The sequence below is a fragment of the Streptomyces sp. SAI-170 genome (genome assembly GCF_049739565.1).
Classification (GTDB): domain Bacteria; phylum Actinomycetota; class Actinomycetes; order Streptomycetales; family Streptomycetaceae; genus Streptomyces.
In genome coordinates this window covers 2,154,750-2,173,086 of sequence record NZ_JBMGQD010000001.1, presented here as the reverse complement: position 1 = coordinate 2,173,086, position 18,337 = coordinate 2,154,750, and the positions used below count along the sequence as shown (strand labels likewise).

4 protein-coding genes are annotated in these 18,337 nt (G+C 74.6%); 3 read left to right on the top strand and 1 reads right to left on the bottom strand.

The genetic code is table 11. The features are described 5' to 3' along the window. Window positions 1-13: 13 nt before the first annotated feature. Together RKD23_RS09735 and RKD23_RS09730 are read left to right on the top strand one after the other, a co-directional pair. Entirely contained in the window at window positions 14-943 is a 930-nt protein-coding gene (locus RKD23_RS09735) for an ATP-binding cassette domain-containing protein (RefSeq protein ID WP_424853325.1), read from the top strand. Further along, window positions 940-1,737, top strand: a complete 798-nt coding sequence (locus RKD23_RS09730) for an ABC transporter permease (RefSeq protein ID WP_424853324.1) — start codon at window positions 940-942, stop codon at window positions 1,735-1,737. Before RKD23_RS09735 ends, RKD23_RS09730 begins: the two co-directional genes overlap by 4 nt. Before the next feature lie 68 nt (window positions 1,738-1,805). Here RKD23_RS09730 and RKD23_RS09725 read toward each other — a convergent pair whose 3' ends face one another. Continuing rightward, window positions 1,806-2,591, bottom strand: a complete 786-nt coding sequence (locus tag RKD23_RS09725) for a thioesterase II family protein (RefSeq protein WP_404033250.1) — start codon at window positions 2,589-2,591, stop codon at window positions 1,806-1,808. A 266-nt stretch (window positions 2,592-2,857) separates the two neighbouring features. Here RKD23_RS09725 and RKD23_RS09720 point away from each other — a divergent pair, with 266 nt between their 5' ends. Next, window positions 2,858-18,262: an SDR family NAD(P)-dependent oxidoreductase gene (locus tag RKD23_RS09720; RefSeq protein WP_424858208.1), complete on the top strand. Its 15,405-nt coding sequence runs from the start codon at window positions 2,858-2,860 to the stop codon at window positions 18,260-18,262. Window positions 18,263-18,337 lie beyond the last annotated feature (75 nt).

Here is an 18,337-nt window from a genome sequence, read left to right as displayed (position 1 = left end):
GAGTTGTACCCAGATGACCAGCAGCCCCATGATCGAGGCGCAAGGACTGCGCAAGTCCTACGGCGGGACGACCGTCCTCACCGGCGTCGATCTGAGCGTCGCACCCGGCACGATGCTCGCGCTGCTGGGACCCAACGGCGCCGGCAAGACCACCACGGTCCGCATCATGAGCACCCTGCTGCGGGCCGACGGCGGCACCGTCACCATCGGCGGCCACGACGTCGCCGCACACCCCCGCACGGTGCGCCGCATGATCGGGCTCACCGGCCAGGACTCGGCCGTGGACGAACTGCTCACCGGCCACGAGAACCTGGTCATGATGGGCCGCCTGTTCCACCTGGGCCGGGCGGGGGCACGGCGGCGGGCCGGCGAACTGCTGGAGCAGTTCCGCCTCACCGCCGCCGCCCACCGCCCGGTGCGGACCTACTCCGGCGGCATGCGCCGCCGCCTCGACCTCGCCGTCAGCCTCCTCAACTCCCCGCCCGTGCTGTTCCTGGACGAGCCCACCACCGGACTCGACCCCACCAGCCGGCTCGACGTGTGGGACACCATCAAGGAACTGATGGCCGCCGGCACCACCGTCCTGCTCACCACCCAGTACCTGGAGGAGGCCGACCAGCTCGCCGACCGGATCGCCCTCATCGACACCGGACGCGTCGTCGCCGAGGGCACCGCGGCCGAACTCAAACGCCAGGTCGGCAGCGAACGCGCCGAACTCACCTTCCCGGCCGCGGACCTCGGCGCCGCCCGCGAGCTGTTCGTCGGGGACCTGCTCCCCGACGGCCGCACCCTCACCGTGCCCGTCCACGGCCCCGCCGACATCCGGCACCTGCTGGACCAGGCCGCCGACAAGGGCCTCACCGTGGAGCGGTTCGCCCTGCACGAACCCACACTCGACGACGTGTTCCGCCTGCTGACCGACCACTCGGGAGACACCGCATGACCCACGCCGCAGCAGGACCCGAACGGCCGTCCCTCGCGTTGGCCCTGGAGGACTGCGCCGTCCTAGTCGGCCGCAGCCTGCGCCATCTCACCCGCAGCACGGACCAGATGATCCAGGCGGTCGCCCTGCCGGTCATGCTGCTCCTGCTGTTCCGCTACATGTTCGGCGCCGCCATCGACACCGGCGGACCCGCCTACGTCAACTACCTGATCTCCGGCGTCCTCGTCCTCAGCGTCTCCTTCAGCGCGTCCGCCACCGCCGTCGGTGTCGCCTCCGACCTCCAGAACGGCATCGTCACCCGCTTCCGCTCCATGCCGATGTTCGGCCCCGCCGTCCTCGTCGGCCACGTCGTCTCCGCCACGCTGCGCAACATCCTGTCCGTCGGCATCGTGATCGGCGTCGGCCGGCTCGTCGGCTTCAAGCCCGACGCGACCGCCGGGGAGTGGCTCGCCGCCCTCGGCATCCTGCTCGTCTTCATCCTCGCCGTCGCCTGGATCGGCACCCTCTTCGGCGTCGTCGCCGGCGGAGTGGAGGCCGCCAGCGGCTACGCCCTGATCCTGGTGTTCCTGCCGTACGCGAGCAGCGCGCTGGTGCCCGCCGACGGCATGCCGACCGTGCTGCGCGTCATCGTGCAGAACCAGCCCTTCACCCCGGTCGTCGACGCCGTGCGCGCCCTGCTGATCGGCACCCCGCTCGACGACAGCGCCTGGCTCGCCCTCGCCTGGTGGGTGCCGCTCCTGCTGCTGTCGGCCGGCCTCACCATGCGCCTGTTCCGCCGCCGCCTGACCCACTGACGGCTGTACGACGACGACGCGCCGCCCCGTTCAGCAGGGCGGCGCGTCGGCGTCGTACACGGCAGAGGTCAGGCGACGCGGCCCCCGACGGAAGCGGCCGACCAGTGGGCGATCTGCCGCCGGACGGCGTCGATGACCGCCGCGGCCTGGTCGTTGAGGTAGAAGTGACCGCCCGGGAACACCTTCAGCTCGAACTCCTCGGAGTCCGTGTGGTCCGCCCACGCCCGCGCGTCCTCCACCGGCACCTGCGGATCGGCGTCGCCGACCATCGCCAGCACCGGGTAGGGGACCCGCGCGTCGGGCTCGCTGTGGTACGCCATCACGGCCGCGTAGTCGGCGCGCAGCGCCGGCAGGATCATGCGGACCAGGTCGTCGTCGCTGAGCACCCGGGCGTCGGTGCCGCTCAGCCGGCGGATCTCGTCGAGGATGTTCTCGTCCGTGGACAGCCGCCGCCGCGACACACACCGGCAGGGCGGCGCGCACCGGCCGGACACGATCAGCCCGAGCACCTCGACGCCGGTCCCCGGCAGCCGCCGCGCCACCTCGAACGCCACCGAGGCGCCCATGCTGTGCCCGAACAGCGTCACCGGACGGTCCACCGTCTCCACGAGCGCCCGGGTCACCCGCTCGGCGAGTTCCGGAATGCTCTCGACGGCCTTCTCCTCGCGCCGGTCCTGCCGCCCCGGATACTGGACGGCCAGCACATCGGTGCCCGGCGCGAGCGCGCGCGCCACGGGAAGAAAGAAGGGTGCGGAACCTCCCGCGTGGGGCAGGCACACCAGTTGAGTGCTCGCCTCGTCGGCCGGCGCAAAGCGCCGTATCCACGACTTCGTTTCACTCGATGCGGCAGTCATGACGAATCCGTAGCCTCATTCCGGGCGGGCCCGTGGACGGGGAATTGGCCCCGTGGGTGGGGAATTGGCATCGTCAACCTGCCAGCGCACCCCCGGGCACCGCAACCCCTAATCCACGGACCCCGCAGGCCACAGCGGGTGCACGGGCGCCCTTAGGGGTGGTTCGGGCATACCGGCGCCGCTACCGTTGCGTGCGTATTGGCGGATTCCCCTTTTCTCATACGCGAATCCGCATCAGTCCTCGGTAAAGGCCCGACGCAGATTTCCTGTTCAAGGTGGAGCGCCGTGCCGAGTTTCGACCGGAGCGATGGGTGACGTCGGTGGCAAACAACGAAGAAAAGCTGCTCAACTACCTCAAGCGCGCGACGGCCGATCTCCGCGACACCAGGCGGAAACTCGGCGAACTCCAGGAGGCGCAGCACGCCCCGATCGCCGTGGTCGGCATGGCGTGCCGGTTCCCCGGCGGCGTGACCTCCCCCGAGGACCTGTGGCGGCTGGTCGCCGCCGGCGAGGACGCCGTCACCGCCTTCCCCGCCGACCGCGGCTGGGACACCGACGCCCTCTACGACCCCGAGCCCGGCACCCCCGGCCGCACCTACGTCCGCGAGGGCGGCTTCCTGCACGACGCCCCCGACTTCGACCCCGTCTTCTTCGGCATCTCCGAGCGCGAGGCGCTCGCCATGGACCCCCAGCAGCGGCTGGTCCTGGAGACGTCCTGGGAGGCCTTCGAACGCGCGGGCATCGACCCGCAGTCGGTGCGCGGCACCCGTACGGGCGTCTTCGCCGGCGTGATGTACCACGACTACGGCTCCTGGGTCCGGCCGATCCCCGACGAGCTCGCCGCCTACCTCGGCAACGGCACCTCCGGCAGCATCCTGTCCGGCCGCATCGCCTACACCCTCGGCCTGGAGGGCCCCGCCCTCACCGTCGACACCGCCTGCTCCTCCTCCCTGGTCGCCCTGCACTCCGCGATGCAGGCCCTGCGCCGGGGCGAGTGCTCCCTCGCGCTGGCCGGCGGCGTCACGGTCATGTCCACCCCCGACTCGTTCGTCGAGTTCAGCCTCCAGCAGGGCCTCGCCGCCGACGGCCGCTGCAAGCCCTTCGCGGCCGCCGCCGACGGCACCGCCTGGGGCGAGGGCGCCGGCATGCTCCTGCTGGAGACCCTCGCCGACGCCCGCCGCAACGGCCACCGCGTCCTCGCGGTCGTCCGTGGCTCGGCCGTCAACCAGGACGGCGCCTCCAGTGGCATGACCGCCCCCAACGGCCCCTCCCAGCAGCGTGTCATCCGCGCCGCGCTCGCCGACGCGAGCCTCGACTTCGCGGACGTCGACGCCGTCGAGGCGCACGGCACCGGCACCACCCTCGGCGACCCCATCGAGGCCGAGGCCCTCCTCGCCACCTACGGCAAGGACCGCGAACGCCCGCTCTGGCTCGGCTCGGTGAAGTCGAACCTCGGGCACACCCAGGCCGCCGCGGGCGTCGCCAGTGTCATCAAGTCGGTCATGGCCATGCGCCACGGCGTCCTGCCCCGCACCCTGCACGTGGACGCGCCCTCCCCGCACGTCGAGTGGTCCCGCGGGTCCGTCGAACTCCTCACGGAGCCCCAGGACTGGTCCCGTGCGCAGGACCGCCCCCGCCGGGTCGGCGTCTCCTCCTTCGGCCTCTCCGGCACCAACGCGCACGTCATCCTGGAGGAGGGCGACCCCGAGCCCGCCGGGTCACCGGACCCGGACGGCACCCCGGTGCCGCTGGTGCTGTCCGCGAAGAGCGACGCCGCACTGACCGCCCTCGCCGACCGGGTCCGCGCGCACCTGGAGTCCGGGAACTCCCTGGCCGACGTGGGCCATTCGCTGGTGAAGGGGCGTGCCCTGTTCGGCCGGCGCGCGGTCGTGGTCGGGCGCGAACGAGCCGAACTGATCAGCGCCCTGGAGGAGTTCACCGAGCCGTCCGTCGAGACCGTGCCCGGCGGCAAGAAGGTCTTCCTCTTCCCCGGCCAGGGCACCCAGTGGGTCGGCATGGGCGCCCGCCTCGCGGAGGAGAGCAGCGTCTTCGCCGCGCGGCTGGCCGAGTGCGCGGACGCCCTGGACCCGCTCACCGACTGGTCGCTGACGGAGGTCCTGCGGGATCCGGACGGCTCGGCCCTGGACCGGGTGGACGTGGTCCAGCCCGCTTCCTTCGCGGTGATGGTGTCGCTGGCCGCGCTGTGGGAGTCGTACGGGGTGAGCCCCGACGCCGTCGTGGGCCACTCGCAGGGCGAGATCGCCGCGGCCGTCGTCAGCGGGGCCCTGTCCCTGGAGGACGGGGCGCTGATCGTGGCCCTGAGGTCGCAGGTGATCGCCCGGTCGCTGGCGGGCGCGGGCGGCATGATGTCGGTCGCACTGCCCGTCGACGCCCTGGAGCCCAGGCTGCCGGACGGCGTGTCGGTGGCGGCCGTGAACGGCCCGAAGGCCGTCGTGGTCGCCGGTGACCCGGCCGGACTGGACGCACTCCAGGCCGAGTTGGAGGCCGAGAGCGTCCGCGTCCGCCGGGTCGCCGTGGACTACGCCTCGCACTCGCCGCAGGTCGAGCAGATCGAGGCGGAGCTGCTGCGGGTCCTCGCCCCGGTCCGGCCGCGCGCCTCCCGCGTGCCCTTCCTGTCGACGGTGACGGGGGAGTGGCTGGACACGACGGAGATGGACGCCGGCTACTGGTACCGCAACCTGCGCCGCCAGGTCCGCTTCGCCGACGCGATCGCCACCCTCGCGGAGAGCGGCTACAGCGCCTTCGTCGAGGTCAGCGCGCACCCCGTGGTCGGCATGGGCGTGCAGGACAACCTCGACGTGCTCGGCCGGCAGGGCGCGGTCGTGGGCACCCTGCGTCGCGGCGAGGGCGGCCTGGACCGGTTCCTGACGTCGGCCGGTGAGCTGTTCGCGTACGGCTTCGACGTCGACTTCTCCTCCGCCTTCCCCGAGACCGCCCGGCAGGTCGACCTGCCCACCTACCCCTTCCAGCGCCGCCGCTACTGGCTCGACGACTCCCCGGTCGCCGGGGACGTCGCCGCCGCAGGGCTGGAGGCCACCGGGCACCCGCTGCTCGGCGCGGCCGTCCAGCGCGCCGACGGCCAGGGCACGACCTTCACCGGCCGCATCGGACTGGCCACACACGCCTGGCTGGCCGACCACGTCGTCGAGGGCCGGACCCTCTTCCCCGGCACGGGCTTCGTCGAGCTGGCCGTCCGGGCCGGGGACGGGGTCGGCCTGTCCCGGGTGGAGGAACTCACCCTGGGCACCCCGCTGATCCTGCCCGCGCAGGGCTCGGTCATGGTGCAGGTGCACGTCGACCCGGCCGAAGAGGCCGCGGACCGGCGGGAGTTCGCGGTGTACTCGCGGCCCGCCGACGCCCCCGCCGACCTGCCCTGGACCCGGCACGCCACCGGCACCCTCACCGCCGCACCCCACCGCCCCGGCTTCACCCTCGCCGCGTGGCCGCCCGCCGGTGCCGAACCCGTCGGCCTCGACGGCCTGCACGACCGGCTCGCGGACACCGGACTCGCCTACGGGCCCGCCTTCCGAGGGCTGCGCACCGCCTGGCTCGACGGCACCGACGTGCTCGCCGAGGCCGAACTCCCCGAGCGGCAGCGCCCCGACGGCTTCGGCCTCCACCCCGCCCTGCTCGACGCGGCCCTGCACGCGGTCGGCCTCGGCGACCAGGCCGCCGACGGGCCCGAACTGCCCTTCGCCTGGCGGGACGTCGAGCTGTACGCCACCGGCGCGACCAGCCTGCGCGTCCGGGTACGCCCCGCGGGCTCCGGGGCCGTGACCCTGGAGGTCGCCGACGCGACCGGCACCCCCGTCGCCGTCGTGGGCTCGCTGGCCCTGCGCCCGCTCACGGCACGGGAGCTGACCTCCGCGGCCCGTACGGCGCAGGAGGCGCTGTTCCGCGTCGAGTGGCAGGAGGCAGCCGCCGACACGGAACCGGACGCCCGCCCCTGGACCCTCGTCGGAGAGGACACGCTGTCCCTCGGCCTGCCGGCCGTCGCCTCGCTCGCGGACACCTCCGACGACGCCGCTGCCGGGGTCGTCGTCCTCACGCCCCGCCGCTCGGGTGCCGAACCCGACGCCGTGCACGAGGCGGCCGGCGCGGTGCTGACCGACGTACAGGCGTGGCTGGCCGACGAGCGGTTCGCCGACGGCACCCTCCTCGTCGTCACACGAGGCGCGGTGGACGGCGCCGACCCGGCCGCGGCCGCCGTACAGGGCCTGCTGCGGACCGCCCAGCAGGAGAACCCGGGCCGGATCGTGCTGGCCGACCTCGACGGGGACGCGCAGACCGCGCTGCCCCTCGCCGTGGCGCTCGGGGAGCCCGAGGTCGCCGTACGGGAGGGCACACTGCTGGTGCCGCGTCTCGTGCGGGCGAACGCCTCCGGCGAGGCCGAGGCGCCCGGCTGGGACCCGGAGGGCACCGTGGTGGTGACCGGGGCCGGCGGCACGCTCGCCGAGGCCGTGGTCGGCCATCTCGTCGCCGAGTGCGGGGTCCGGCATCTGCTGCTGCTCAGCCGGAGCGGAAGCGGTGTCGCCGACGCCGGTGAGGCGACCGTCACCGCGCTCGCCTGCGACGTCACCGACCGCGTAGCGCTCGCCGCCGCCCTGGACTCCGTGCCCGCCGACCACCCCGTCACCGCCGTCGTGCACGCGGCCGGTGTCCTCGACGACGGCACGTTCGGCTCGCTGACACCGGAGCGGCTGGACGCCGTGCTGCGGCCCAAGGCGGACGCCGCCTGGCATCTGCACGAGCTGACCGCGGACCGGGACCTCACCCACTTCGTGCTGTTCTCCTCGCTGGCCGGACTCGCGGGCAGCGCCGGACAGGCCAACTACTCCGCCGCCAACGCCTACCTGGACGCCCTCGCCAAGCACCGCCGCGCCGCAGGCCTGCCCGCGCACGCGCTGGCCTGGGGCCTGTGGGGCAGCGCGAGCGGCATGACCGGGCACCTCGACGCCGTCGACCACGCCCGGATCAGCGGCAGCGGCGTCGCCCCGCTCAGCACCGAGGACGGGCTGCTGCTGTTCGACGCGGCCCTCGCCCGGACCGAGCCGGTGCTCGCCCCGGTCCGCCTCGACCTGCCCCGGCTGCGCGCCCAGGGCGACGAGCTCCAGCCGCTGTTCCGCGTCCTCGTCCCGCTCAGCCGGCGCACGGTTGCGGCCTCCTCCGCCGGGCCCGACTCCTGGCAGGACGCGCTGCTCGCCCTGCCGGAGGCCCAGCGCGAGCAGCGGCTCCTCGACCTGGTGCGCGCCCAGGCCGCGGCCGTCCTCGGCCATGGGGACAGCCAGGCAGTCGAACCGACCCGCGCCTTCTGGGAGTTGGGCTTCGACTCGCTCACTGCCGTCGAGCTGCGCAACCGCCTCGGCCGCGCGACCGGCCTGCGGCTGCCCGCCACCCTCGTCTTCGACCACCCCTCCCCGCAGGCCCTCGCCCGCTTCCTGCACGGCGAACTCGCGGGCAGCGCACCGCAGTCGGACACCAGGAGCACCGCGGCCGCCGTCGCCGCCGACGAACCGATCGCCGTCATCGGCATGAGCTGCCGCTACCCCGGCGGCGTCACCTCCCCGGAGGAGCTGTGGCGCCTGGTCGCCCAAGGCGTCGACGCCATCGGCGACTTCCCGCACGACCGCGGCTGGGACGTCGACGGCGTCTACGACCCGGTGCCCGGCACCGAGGGCAAGTCGTACGTCCGTGAAGGCGGCTTCCTGTACGACGCGGGCGACTTCGACGCCGGCTTCTTCGGCATCTCGCCGCGCGAGGCGCTGATCATGGACCCGCAGGAGCGGCTGCTCCTGGAGCTGTCCTGGGAGGCCTGCGAGCGGGCGGCGATCGCCCCGGCCTCCCTGCGCGGCAGCCGCACCGGTGTGTTCGCCGGCCTCATGCACCACGACTACGCGGCCGGCAGCAGCGGCGGCAGCCTCGTCTCCGGCCGCATCTCCTACACCTTCGGCCTCGAAGGCCCGTCCGTCTCCGTCGACACGGCCTGCTCGTCGTCCCTGGTCGCCCTGCACTGGGCGGCCCGCTCCCTGCGCTCCGGCGAGTGCACCCTCGCCCTCGCGGGCGGCGTCGCCGTGATGGCCACGCCCGAGATCTTCGTCGACTTCAGCCAGCAGCGCGGCCTCGCCCCCGACGCCCGCTGCAAGTCCTACGCCGACGCCGCCGACGGAGCCTCCTGGTCCGAGGGCGCCGGTGTGCTGCTCCTGGAGCGCCTGTCCGACGCCCGCCGCAACGGCCACCGCGTCCTCGGCGTCATCCGCGGCTCCGCCGTCAACCAGGACGGCGCCTCCAACGGCTTCTCCGCTCCCAACGGCCCCTCCCAGCAGCGCGTGATCCGCGCCGCCCTGGCCGACGCGGGCCTCGCGGCCTCCGACGTCGACGTCGTCGAGGGCCACGGCACCGGCACGACTCTGGGCGACCCCATCGAGGCGCAGGCCATCCTCGCCACGTACGGCCAGGACCGCTCGGAGCCGCTGCTGCTCGGCTCGATCAAGTCGAACATCGGGCACGCCCAGGCCGCCGCCGGTGTCGCGGGCGTCATCAAGATGATCATGGCCATGCGTGAGGGGACCGTCCCGCGCACCCTGCACGTGGACGAGCCGTCCGCCCAGGTCGACTGGTCCGCCGGAGCCGTCGAACTCCTCACCGGCGAACGCCCCTGGCCCGAGGTCGAGCGGCCCTGGCGGGCCGGCGTGTCCTCCTTCGGCATCAGCGGCACCAACGCGCACGTCATCGTCGAGCAGGCCCCGCAGGAGGACCCGGCCCCCGCGGCCGAGGCGACCCCCGCCGTGCTGCCGCTGGTCCTCTCCGGCCGCAGCCCCCAGGGCGTCCGCACCCTAGCCCGCCGCATCGCCGGCCTCCTCGACTCCGGCACCGACCCCCACGACCTCGCCCACTCCCTCGCCACCGCCCGTGGCGCCCTGGACCACCGCGCGGTCGCCCTGGGCCACGACCCGGCCGAGCTGCGCGCCGCACTGGAGCGGACCGCCACCGGGGACACACCGGTCCGGCTCACCCCCGGCGGGGGCCTCGGCTACGTCTTCTCCGGCCAGGGCTCGCAGTGGGCCGGGATGGGGCGTGAGCTGTACGAGGCGTTCCCGGCCTTCGCCGCCGCGCTCGACGAGGTGCTGGACGCGCTCGACGGTGACATCCGGCCGGCCATGTGGGAGGGCGACTCCCTGAACCGCACGGGCAACACGCAGCCCGCGCTGTTCGCCGTCGAGGTCGCGTTGTTCCGCCTGCTGGAGTCGTGGGGCATGCGCCCGGACGCGGTCGGTGGTCACTCGGTCGGCGAGATCGCGGCCGCGCATGTCGCCGGGGTGCTGTCGCTGGAGGACGCCGCTGCCCTGGTGAGCGCACGGGGCCGGCTGATGGAGGCCCTGCCGGAGGGCGGGGCGATGGTGGCGGTGCAGGCCTCGGAGGAGGAGGTGACGCCTCTGCTCGCAGACGGCGTTTCGCTGGCGGCCGTCAACGCCCCCGGCTCGGTGGTGATCTCGGGCGTCGAGGAGGCGGTGCTCGCTGTCGTCGAGCACTTCAAGGACCGTAAGACGTCCCGCCTGCGGGTCTCTCATGCGTTCCACTCGGCGTTGATGGAGCCGATGCTGGAGGACTTCCGCCAGGTGGTCTCCGGACTCGAACTGCACGACCCCGTCCTGCCGCTGTTCACGGCGGGCGACCCGTGCACGGTCGACTTCTGGGTGAACCACGTCCGTGACACGGTCCGCTTCGCGGACACGGTCCGGCGGATGGAGTCCGAAGGCGTCAGCACCTTCGTCGAGGTCGGCCCGGACGCGGTCCTCACCCCGATGGGCCCGGCCTCCGTCACCGGCGAGGACGTCACCTTCGTTCCGCTCATGCGCCGCGAGCGTGACCAACTCGCCCAGCTTCTCAAGGGCGTCGCGGACGCCTGGACCCGCGGTGTCTTGGTCGACTGGGCCGCGGTCGTGCCCGCGGGCCGGCCGGTCGAGCTGCCGACCTACCCCTTCGAGCACCGCCGCTACTGGATGGAGTCGTCCGCCTGGTCCGTGTCGGGCGTCGGCCGGGGGCAGGACGCCACCGACCACGCGATCCTCGCGGCCGTGCTCGACGACGTCGACTCCGACGGCCTCGTCCTCACCGGCAGCCTCGCGCTCGGCAGCCACCCCTGGCTCGCCCAGCACCAGGTGCACGACACGGTCCTGCTGCCCGGCACGGCGCTGGTCGAGCTGGTCTGGCACGCCGGGGCGCGCGCCGAGTGCCCGGTGATCGACGAACTCACCCTGTACGCACCGGTGGTGGTGTCCGCCGAGGGCGAGACACGGCTGCGGGTCACCGTCGGCGAGCGGTCCGCCGAGGGCCGCCGCCAAGTCACCGTGCACGGCAGGGAGACCGGCGGCGAGTGGATCCGGCACGCGGGCGGTACCCTCCGCGAGGAGGCCCCCGCAGCCACGTCCCTCACGGCCTGGCCCCCGCCCGGCGGCACCCCGCTGGACGTCACCGCCGCCTACGAGCGGCTCGCGGACGCCGGCATCGAGTACGGTCCGCTCTTCCGGGGCCTGCGGGCCGCCTGGCAGCAGGGCGCCGACCTGTTCGCCGAGGTCGCGATCGACGCGGACGCCGACACGCACGGCTTCGCCGTACACCCGGCACTGCTGGACGCCGCGCTGCACGCCGGTGCCTTCCGGGGGGCCGACGGGCTGCCGTTCACCTTCAGCGGGGCCGCCCTGCACCGCGGCGGCGCGACCGCCCTGCGGGTCAGGCTGACCCCGCACGGCGACAACGCGGTCACCCTCGCGGTCGCCGACTCCGAGGGCGCGCCCGTCGCGTCGGTCGAGTCGCTCACCACCCGGCCGGTCACCGCACCCGTGGCCGACCGCTCCCTCTACCGCCCGCACTGGACCGAGGCCCCGGCCGGCACCCCGTACGCCGGGACCCTGGCGGTCGTCGACGAACTGACCGAACTGACCGACGCGCCGGACGTCGTGGTGCTGCGCGCGCCGCGCCCGCAGGGAGACTCTGCGACGGCGGCCCGCGAGGCGACCGAGCGGGTGCTGGCCGCGCTGCGCGACTGGCTCTCCGACGAGCGCCGGACCGCCGCGCGGCTCGCGGTCCTGACGCGCGACGCCGCCCCGGCCACGCCCGCGCCCGATCTCGCGCAGGCCGCCGTCTGGGGCCTCGTACGGGCCGCCCAGGCCGAGCACCCGGACCGGTTCCTGCTGCTCGACGCGGCCGGTGAGGCCGACCTGCCGGAGCCCGCTCTGCGCGCGGCCCTTGGGCTCGCCGAACCCGAGGTGCGGATCACCGACGGGGCCCTCCTCGTCCCGCGCTGGAACCGGGCCCAGGCCTCCGGCCTGCCCGTGTCCGTACCGGAGTCCGTCCTGGTCACCGGCGGCACCGGCGGACTCGGCGCGGCCGTCGCCCGGCACCTGGCGGCCCAGCACGGCGTACGGCGCCTGGTCCTGGTCAGCCGCCGCGGCATCGAGGCACCCGGCGCCGAGGAGCTGCGCGCCGAGCTGGCCGAGCGGGGCGTGGACGTCACCGTCGTAGCGGCGGATCTGTCCGAGCGGGAGGCCGTGGCCGCGCTGCTGGCCGAGCATCCGGTGCGGGGCGTGGTCCACTCGGCCGGTGTGCTGGCCGACGCGCTGGTGGAGTCGATGACGCCGGAGCAGGTCGGGGAGGTGTTCCGGGCCAAGGCGGACGCGGCCTGGCATCTGCACGAACTCGCCGGGGATGTCGCGATGTTCGTGCTGTTCTCCTCGGCCACGGGCGCTGTCGCCCCGGCCGGCCAGGGCAACTACACCGCCGCCAACGCCTTCCTCGACGCCCTCGCCGAGCACAGGGCCGCCCTCGGGCTGCCCGCCCTGTCGCTGGCCTGGGGCATCTGGGACGGCGACGGCATGGGAGAGCGGCTCGACGCGGCCGGCCTGGAGCGGGTCCGGCGCACCGGCATGACCGCCCTGTCCGTGCCGGAGGGCCTGGCGCTGTTCGACGCGGCTCTGGCCGCGGGCGGCCCGGCCCTGGCACCCGTCCACCTGGACACCGCCGCACTGCGCCGCCGCGACGCCGAACTGCCGGTCGTGCTGCGCGACCTGGTCCGCCGGCCCGCCACGGGTACGGCTCCGGCCGCCCAGGCGCCGTTCGCGGCGAAGCTGGCCGCCCTGTCCGGGGCCGAGCGGGAGACCTATGTGCTCGGGATCGTCCGGGCCGAGGTCGCCGCCGTCCTCGGCCACGACAGCCCGGACTCCGTCGAACCCCGGCGCGCCTTCACGGACTTCGGCTTCGACTCCCTCACCGCGGTGGAGTTCCGCAACAAGGTCTCCGCGGCCACCGGGCTGCGGCTGCCCGCCACGGTCGTCTTCGACCACCCCTCCCCGCGCGCCCTCGCCGACCACCTGCTGGCCACCGCCCTGGCGTCGGCACCTGCCCGCGCCGCGACCGCCCCGGCCGCCGCCGACCGCGACGACCCGATCGTCATCGTCGGCATGGGCTGCCGCTACCCCGGCGGGGTCGCCTCGCCCGACGACCTGTGGCGGCTGGTGCGCGACGGAGTCGACGCCATCTCCGGCTTCCCCGCCGACCGCGGCTGGGACCTGGACGCCCTGCACGGCGCCGGACCCGGCCAGACCTACACCGTCGAGGGCGGCTTCCTCGCCGAAGTCGCCGACTTCGACGCCGACTTCTTCGGCATCTCCCCGCGCGAGGCCCTCGCCATGGACCCGCAGCAGCGACTGCTCCTGGAGACCGCCTGGGAGTCCTTCGAGCACGCGGGCATCGACCCCGAGGCCCTGCGCGGCACCGACACCGGCATCTTCGCGGGCGTCATGTACCGCGACTACGGCAGCACCCTGACCGCCGTACCCGACGAACTCCAGGGCTACTTCGGCAACGGCACCCTCAACAGCGTCGCCACCGGCCGCGTCGCCTACACCCTGGGCCTTCAGGGCCCCGCGGTGACCGTCGACACGGCGTGCTCGTCCTCGCTGGTCGCCCTGCACTGGGCCGCGCAGGCCCTGCGCTCCGGCGAGTGCTCCCTGGCGCTGGCCGGCGGTGTCACCGTGATGTCCACGCCGGGCACGTTCGTCGACTTCGCCCGGCAGAACGGGCTCGCCGCCGACGGCCGCTGCAAGTCGTTCTCCGTCGACGCGGACGGCACCGGCTGGTCCGAGGGCGTCGGCATGGTCGTCCTGGAGCGGCTCTCCGACGCCCGCCGCAACGGCCACCGGATCCTCGCCGTGCTGCGCGGCTCGGCCATCAACCAGGACGGCGCCTCCAACGGCCTCACCGCCCCCAACGGCCCCGCCCAGCAGCGCGTGATCCGCGCCGCCCTCTCCCACGCGGGCCTCGCCCCCACGGACGTGGACATCGTGGAGGCCCACGGCACCGGCACCCGCCTCGGCGACCCCATCGAGGCGCAGGCGATCCTCGCCACCTACGGCCAGGACCGCTCGGAGCCGCTGCTGCTCGGCTCGATCAAGTCCAACATCGGCCACACCCAGGCCGCCGCGGGAGTCGCCGGCGTCATCAAGATGGTGCAGGCCATGCGGCACGGCCAGGCACCGAGGACCCTGCACGTGGCCGCCGCGACGGACCAGGTCGACTGGACCGAGGGTGCCGTCGAACTCCTCACCGAACAACAGGAGTTGCCGACCGTGGACCGGCCCTGGCGGGCCGCGGTCTCCTCGTTCGGCATCAGCGGCACCAACGCCCACGTCATCCTCGAACAGGCGCCCCCGGCCGAGGAGGCCACCCCCGCCCCGGCCGGGCCCCTGCCGCCCCTCGCCCTGTCCGGCAAGTCCGGGCACGCCGTCCAGGAGCAGGCCCGCCGCCTGCTGGCCACGCTCGACCACGCCGACGCCCGCGACGTGGCCCACGCACTGCTCACCACCCGCGCCGCCCTGCCGCACCGCGCCCTGGTGACCGGCTCCGGCACCGACGACCTGCGGGCCGCCCTCACCGCGCTCGCCAGCGGCACCCCGACACCGGACGCCGTCCGCGGCACCGTCGCCTCCGGCGGCCTCGGCTACCTCTTCTCCGGCCAGGGCTCCCAGTGGGTCGGCATGGCCCACGAACTGTACGAGGCGTTCCCGGCCTTCGCGGCGGCCCTGGACAGCGTCACCTTCCTGCTCGACAAGGAACTGCCCCGGCCCCTCACCGAGGTCATGTGGGAGGACTCGGCACTGAACCGGACCGGGTTCACGCAGCCCGCGCTGTTCGCGGTCGAGGTCGCGTTGTTCCGCCTGCTGGAGTCGTGGGGCATGCGCCCGGACGCGGTCGGTGGTCATTCGGTCGGCGAGATCGCGGCCGCGCATGTGGCCGGGGTGCTCTCCCTGGAGGACGCGGTCCGTCTGGTCGCGGCCCGGGGCCGGTTGATGGAGGCCCTGCCGGAGGGCGGGGCGATGGTGGCGGTGCAGGCCTCGGAGGAGGAGGTGACGCCTCTGCTCGCAGACGGCGTTTCGCTGGCGGCCGTCAACGCGCCTGGCTCGGTGGTGGTTTCGGGCGTCGAGGAGGCGGTGCTGGCTCTCGTCGAGCACTTCAAGGACCGTAAGGCGTCCCGTCTGAGGGTCTCTCACGCGTTCCACTCGGCGTTGATGGAGCCGATGCTGGAGGAGTTCCGCGAGGTGGTGGCCTCTCTCGAACTGCGCGTGCCCGAGGTGGAGTTGTTCACCGCCGGCGATCCGTGCACGGTCGACTTCTGGGTGAACCACGTCCGTGACGCGGTCCGTTTCGCGGACACGGTCCGGCGGATGTCGGCCGAGGGCGTGACGACGTTCGTGGAGGTCGGCCCGGACGCGGTCCTGACTCCGATGGGCCCGGCCTCCGTCACCGGCGAGGACGTCACCTTCGTCCCCCTCATGCGGCGCGAGCGAGACGAAGTGAATGCTGTCCTCAAGGGCGTCGGCCAGGCCTGGACCCGAGGCGTCCCGGTCGACTGGTCGGCCGTCGTGCCCGCGGGCGAGTGGGTGGACCTGCCGACCTACCCGTTCGAGCACCGGCGCTACTGGCTGGAGCCCGGCCCCGAGGCGAGCGATGTGACGGGAGCCGGACAGGAGGCAGCGGACCACCCGATGCTCGTCGCCGTCGTCCCGTCGCCCGACGGCGACGCCGCCACCCTCACCGGACGGCTCTCCACCCGCACCCTGCCCTGGCTGGCCGACCACGCCGTGCACGGCGTGACCCTGCTGCCCGGCACCGGACTCGTCGAACTCGCCCTGCGCGCAGGGCAGGAGGTCGGCGCCGGCAGCGTGGCCGAGCTGATGCTGGAGGCTCCGCTGCTGCTGCCCGAGACGGGGTCCGTGGCCCTGCGGGTGGAGGTCGACCGGCCCGACGAGACGGGACGGCATCCGGTCAGGCTGCACTCACGCGCCGACGGCGGCGCCTGGCAGCGACACGCCACCGGCCACCTCGGCGTGGCCGGCGCACCCGACCCGGCCGCCGACCTGACGGCCTGGCCGCCGCAGGGTGCCGACCGGCTCGACGTGACCGGCGCCTACGACGAACTCGCCGACCGCGGCTACACGTACGGCCCCGCCTTCCAGGGCCTCACGGCCGCCTGGCGGCGCGGCGAGGAGACCTTCGCCGAGGTGACGCTCCCCGAGCACACCGCGCCGGCCGGCTACGGCATCCACCCGGCCCTGCTGGACGCCTGCTGGCACGCGCTGCTGCTGGGCGCCGCCGACCAGCGGCCCGAACTGCCCTTCGCCTGGACCGGGGTGACCGTGCACGCCGCGGGTGCCGCGCGGGTGCGGGTGCGGATCGCGCCGTCCGGGCCCGGTACGACGACCATGACGGTCACCGACACCGCGGGGCGGCCCGTCGCCACGGTGACCGGGCTCGTGGTGCGCGAGGTGTCCGCCGACCAGCTGTCGGCCCGCCCGCGCTCCCTGCACCGCGTCACCTCCGTGCCCGTCACCCTGCCGGAGACGGCGGAGGGGCTGACCGGGGCCGTGCTCGGCGAGGACACGCTCGGCCTCGGCCTGCCCGTCCACGCCACCGCGGCCGACGTCCCGGACCCGGCGCCCGACGTCCTGGTCCATGTCTGCCCGCGGTACGACGGCCCGGTCCCGGACGCCGTGCGCACCGCGACCCTGGAGCTGCTCGCCGTCCTCGCGCAGTGGCTCGGAGAGCCCCGGCTCGCCACGACCCGGCTCGTGGTCGCGCTCGGCGACGACCTGACCCGGGCGCCGCTGGCCGGCCTGGTCCGCGCGGCCCAGGCAGAGAACCCCGGCCGGATCACGCTGGTCCACCTGGCATCCGGCGCCGACGCGCACGCCCTCCTCGGGGCCGTCACCGGCGACGAGCCCGAACTGGTCCTGGGCGACGGCACGGTTCAGGCGCCCCGCCTCAGCCGGATCACCGACCTCGGCGACGACATGGCGGCCCTGGAGGGGCCCGTCCTGATCACCGGCGGCAGCGGCGGGCTCGGCGCGCTCCTCGCCCGGCACCTCGTCGACCGGCACGGGGTGCGCGACCTGGTCCTGGTCAGCCGACGCGGCCCCGCCGCACCCGGCGCCGAGGAACTACGAGCCGAACTCGCCGAGTCGGGCGCCCGGGTGGCCCTGGAGGCGTGCGACGCGGCCGACCGGGACGCGCTGGCCGCCGTGCTGGACCGGCACGAGGTGCGGTCGGTCGTGCACGCCGCCGGCGTCGTCGACAACGCGGTGCTCACCTCGCTGACCCCCGAGCAGGTCACCGCCGTACTGCGGCCGAAGGTGGACGCCGCCTGGAACCTGCACGAGCTGACCGCGGACCGCGACCTGTCGGCCTTCGTCCTGTTCTCCTCCTCGGCGGGCACCCTGCTCGGCGCCGGACAGGCCAACTACGCCACCGCCAACGTCTTCCTCGACGCCCTGGCCGCCCACCGGCACGCCCTCTCACTGCCCGCCCTCTCGCTGGGCTGGGGCCTGTGGGAGGCGGAGTCCGGCATGGCCGGGGAGCTCGACGAGGCGGGACGGCAGCGGATGCGCCGCCTCGGCATGCCGGCCATGGACACGGAGGAGGCGCTCGCCCTGTTCGACGCGGCCCTCGGCCTGCCCGACGCCGCCGTGCTGCCGATCCGGTTCGACACCGCCGCCCTGCGCGCCCGCGGCGACGAACTGCCCGCCGTGCTGCGCGCCCTGGTCCCGCAGCAGCCGCGTACGGCCGCGGGATCGGACACGGCCGCGACGGCCGGGGCCGACCTGCCGACCGTCCTGGCGGGGCTGGACCGCGAGCAGGGTTACGCCCACCTGGACCAGCTCGTCCGCGGGCACGCCGCCGCCGTGCTCGGGCATGCCGACGCGGGACGGATCGACCCGGGCCGTGCCCTGCGCGACCTGGGCTTCGACTCGCTGGCCGCTGTCGAGCTGCGCAACCTGCTGAGCGCGGCGACCGGGCTCGCCCTGTCGGCGACCCTGGTCTTCGACCACCCGACGGTCGAGGCGCTCACCCGCCACCTGGCCGACCAGCTCCTCGGCACCGAGACCGACCCGACCGCGCACGCCCTCGCCGAGCTGGACCGGCTCGCCGAGCAGCTCCAGCACACGGACGCCGACCGCAGGACCGTCACCCGCCGCCTGGAGTCGCTGCTGCGGCAGTGGCGCGAGGCCGGGGCGGAGGAGACCTCCGGGGCCGTCGACGTCACCACGGCCACGGACGACGAACTGTTCGCGGCCCTCGACAACGAACTCGCGGACTGACCGCCATGGAGCCGACCCCGGCCCCCGAGAGGCGACCGGTCCCGGCCGCCCTGGAACCGAACACCGGAGAATGGA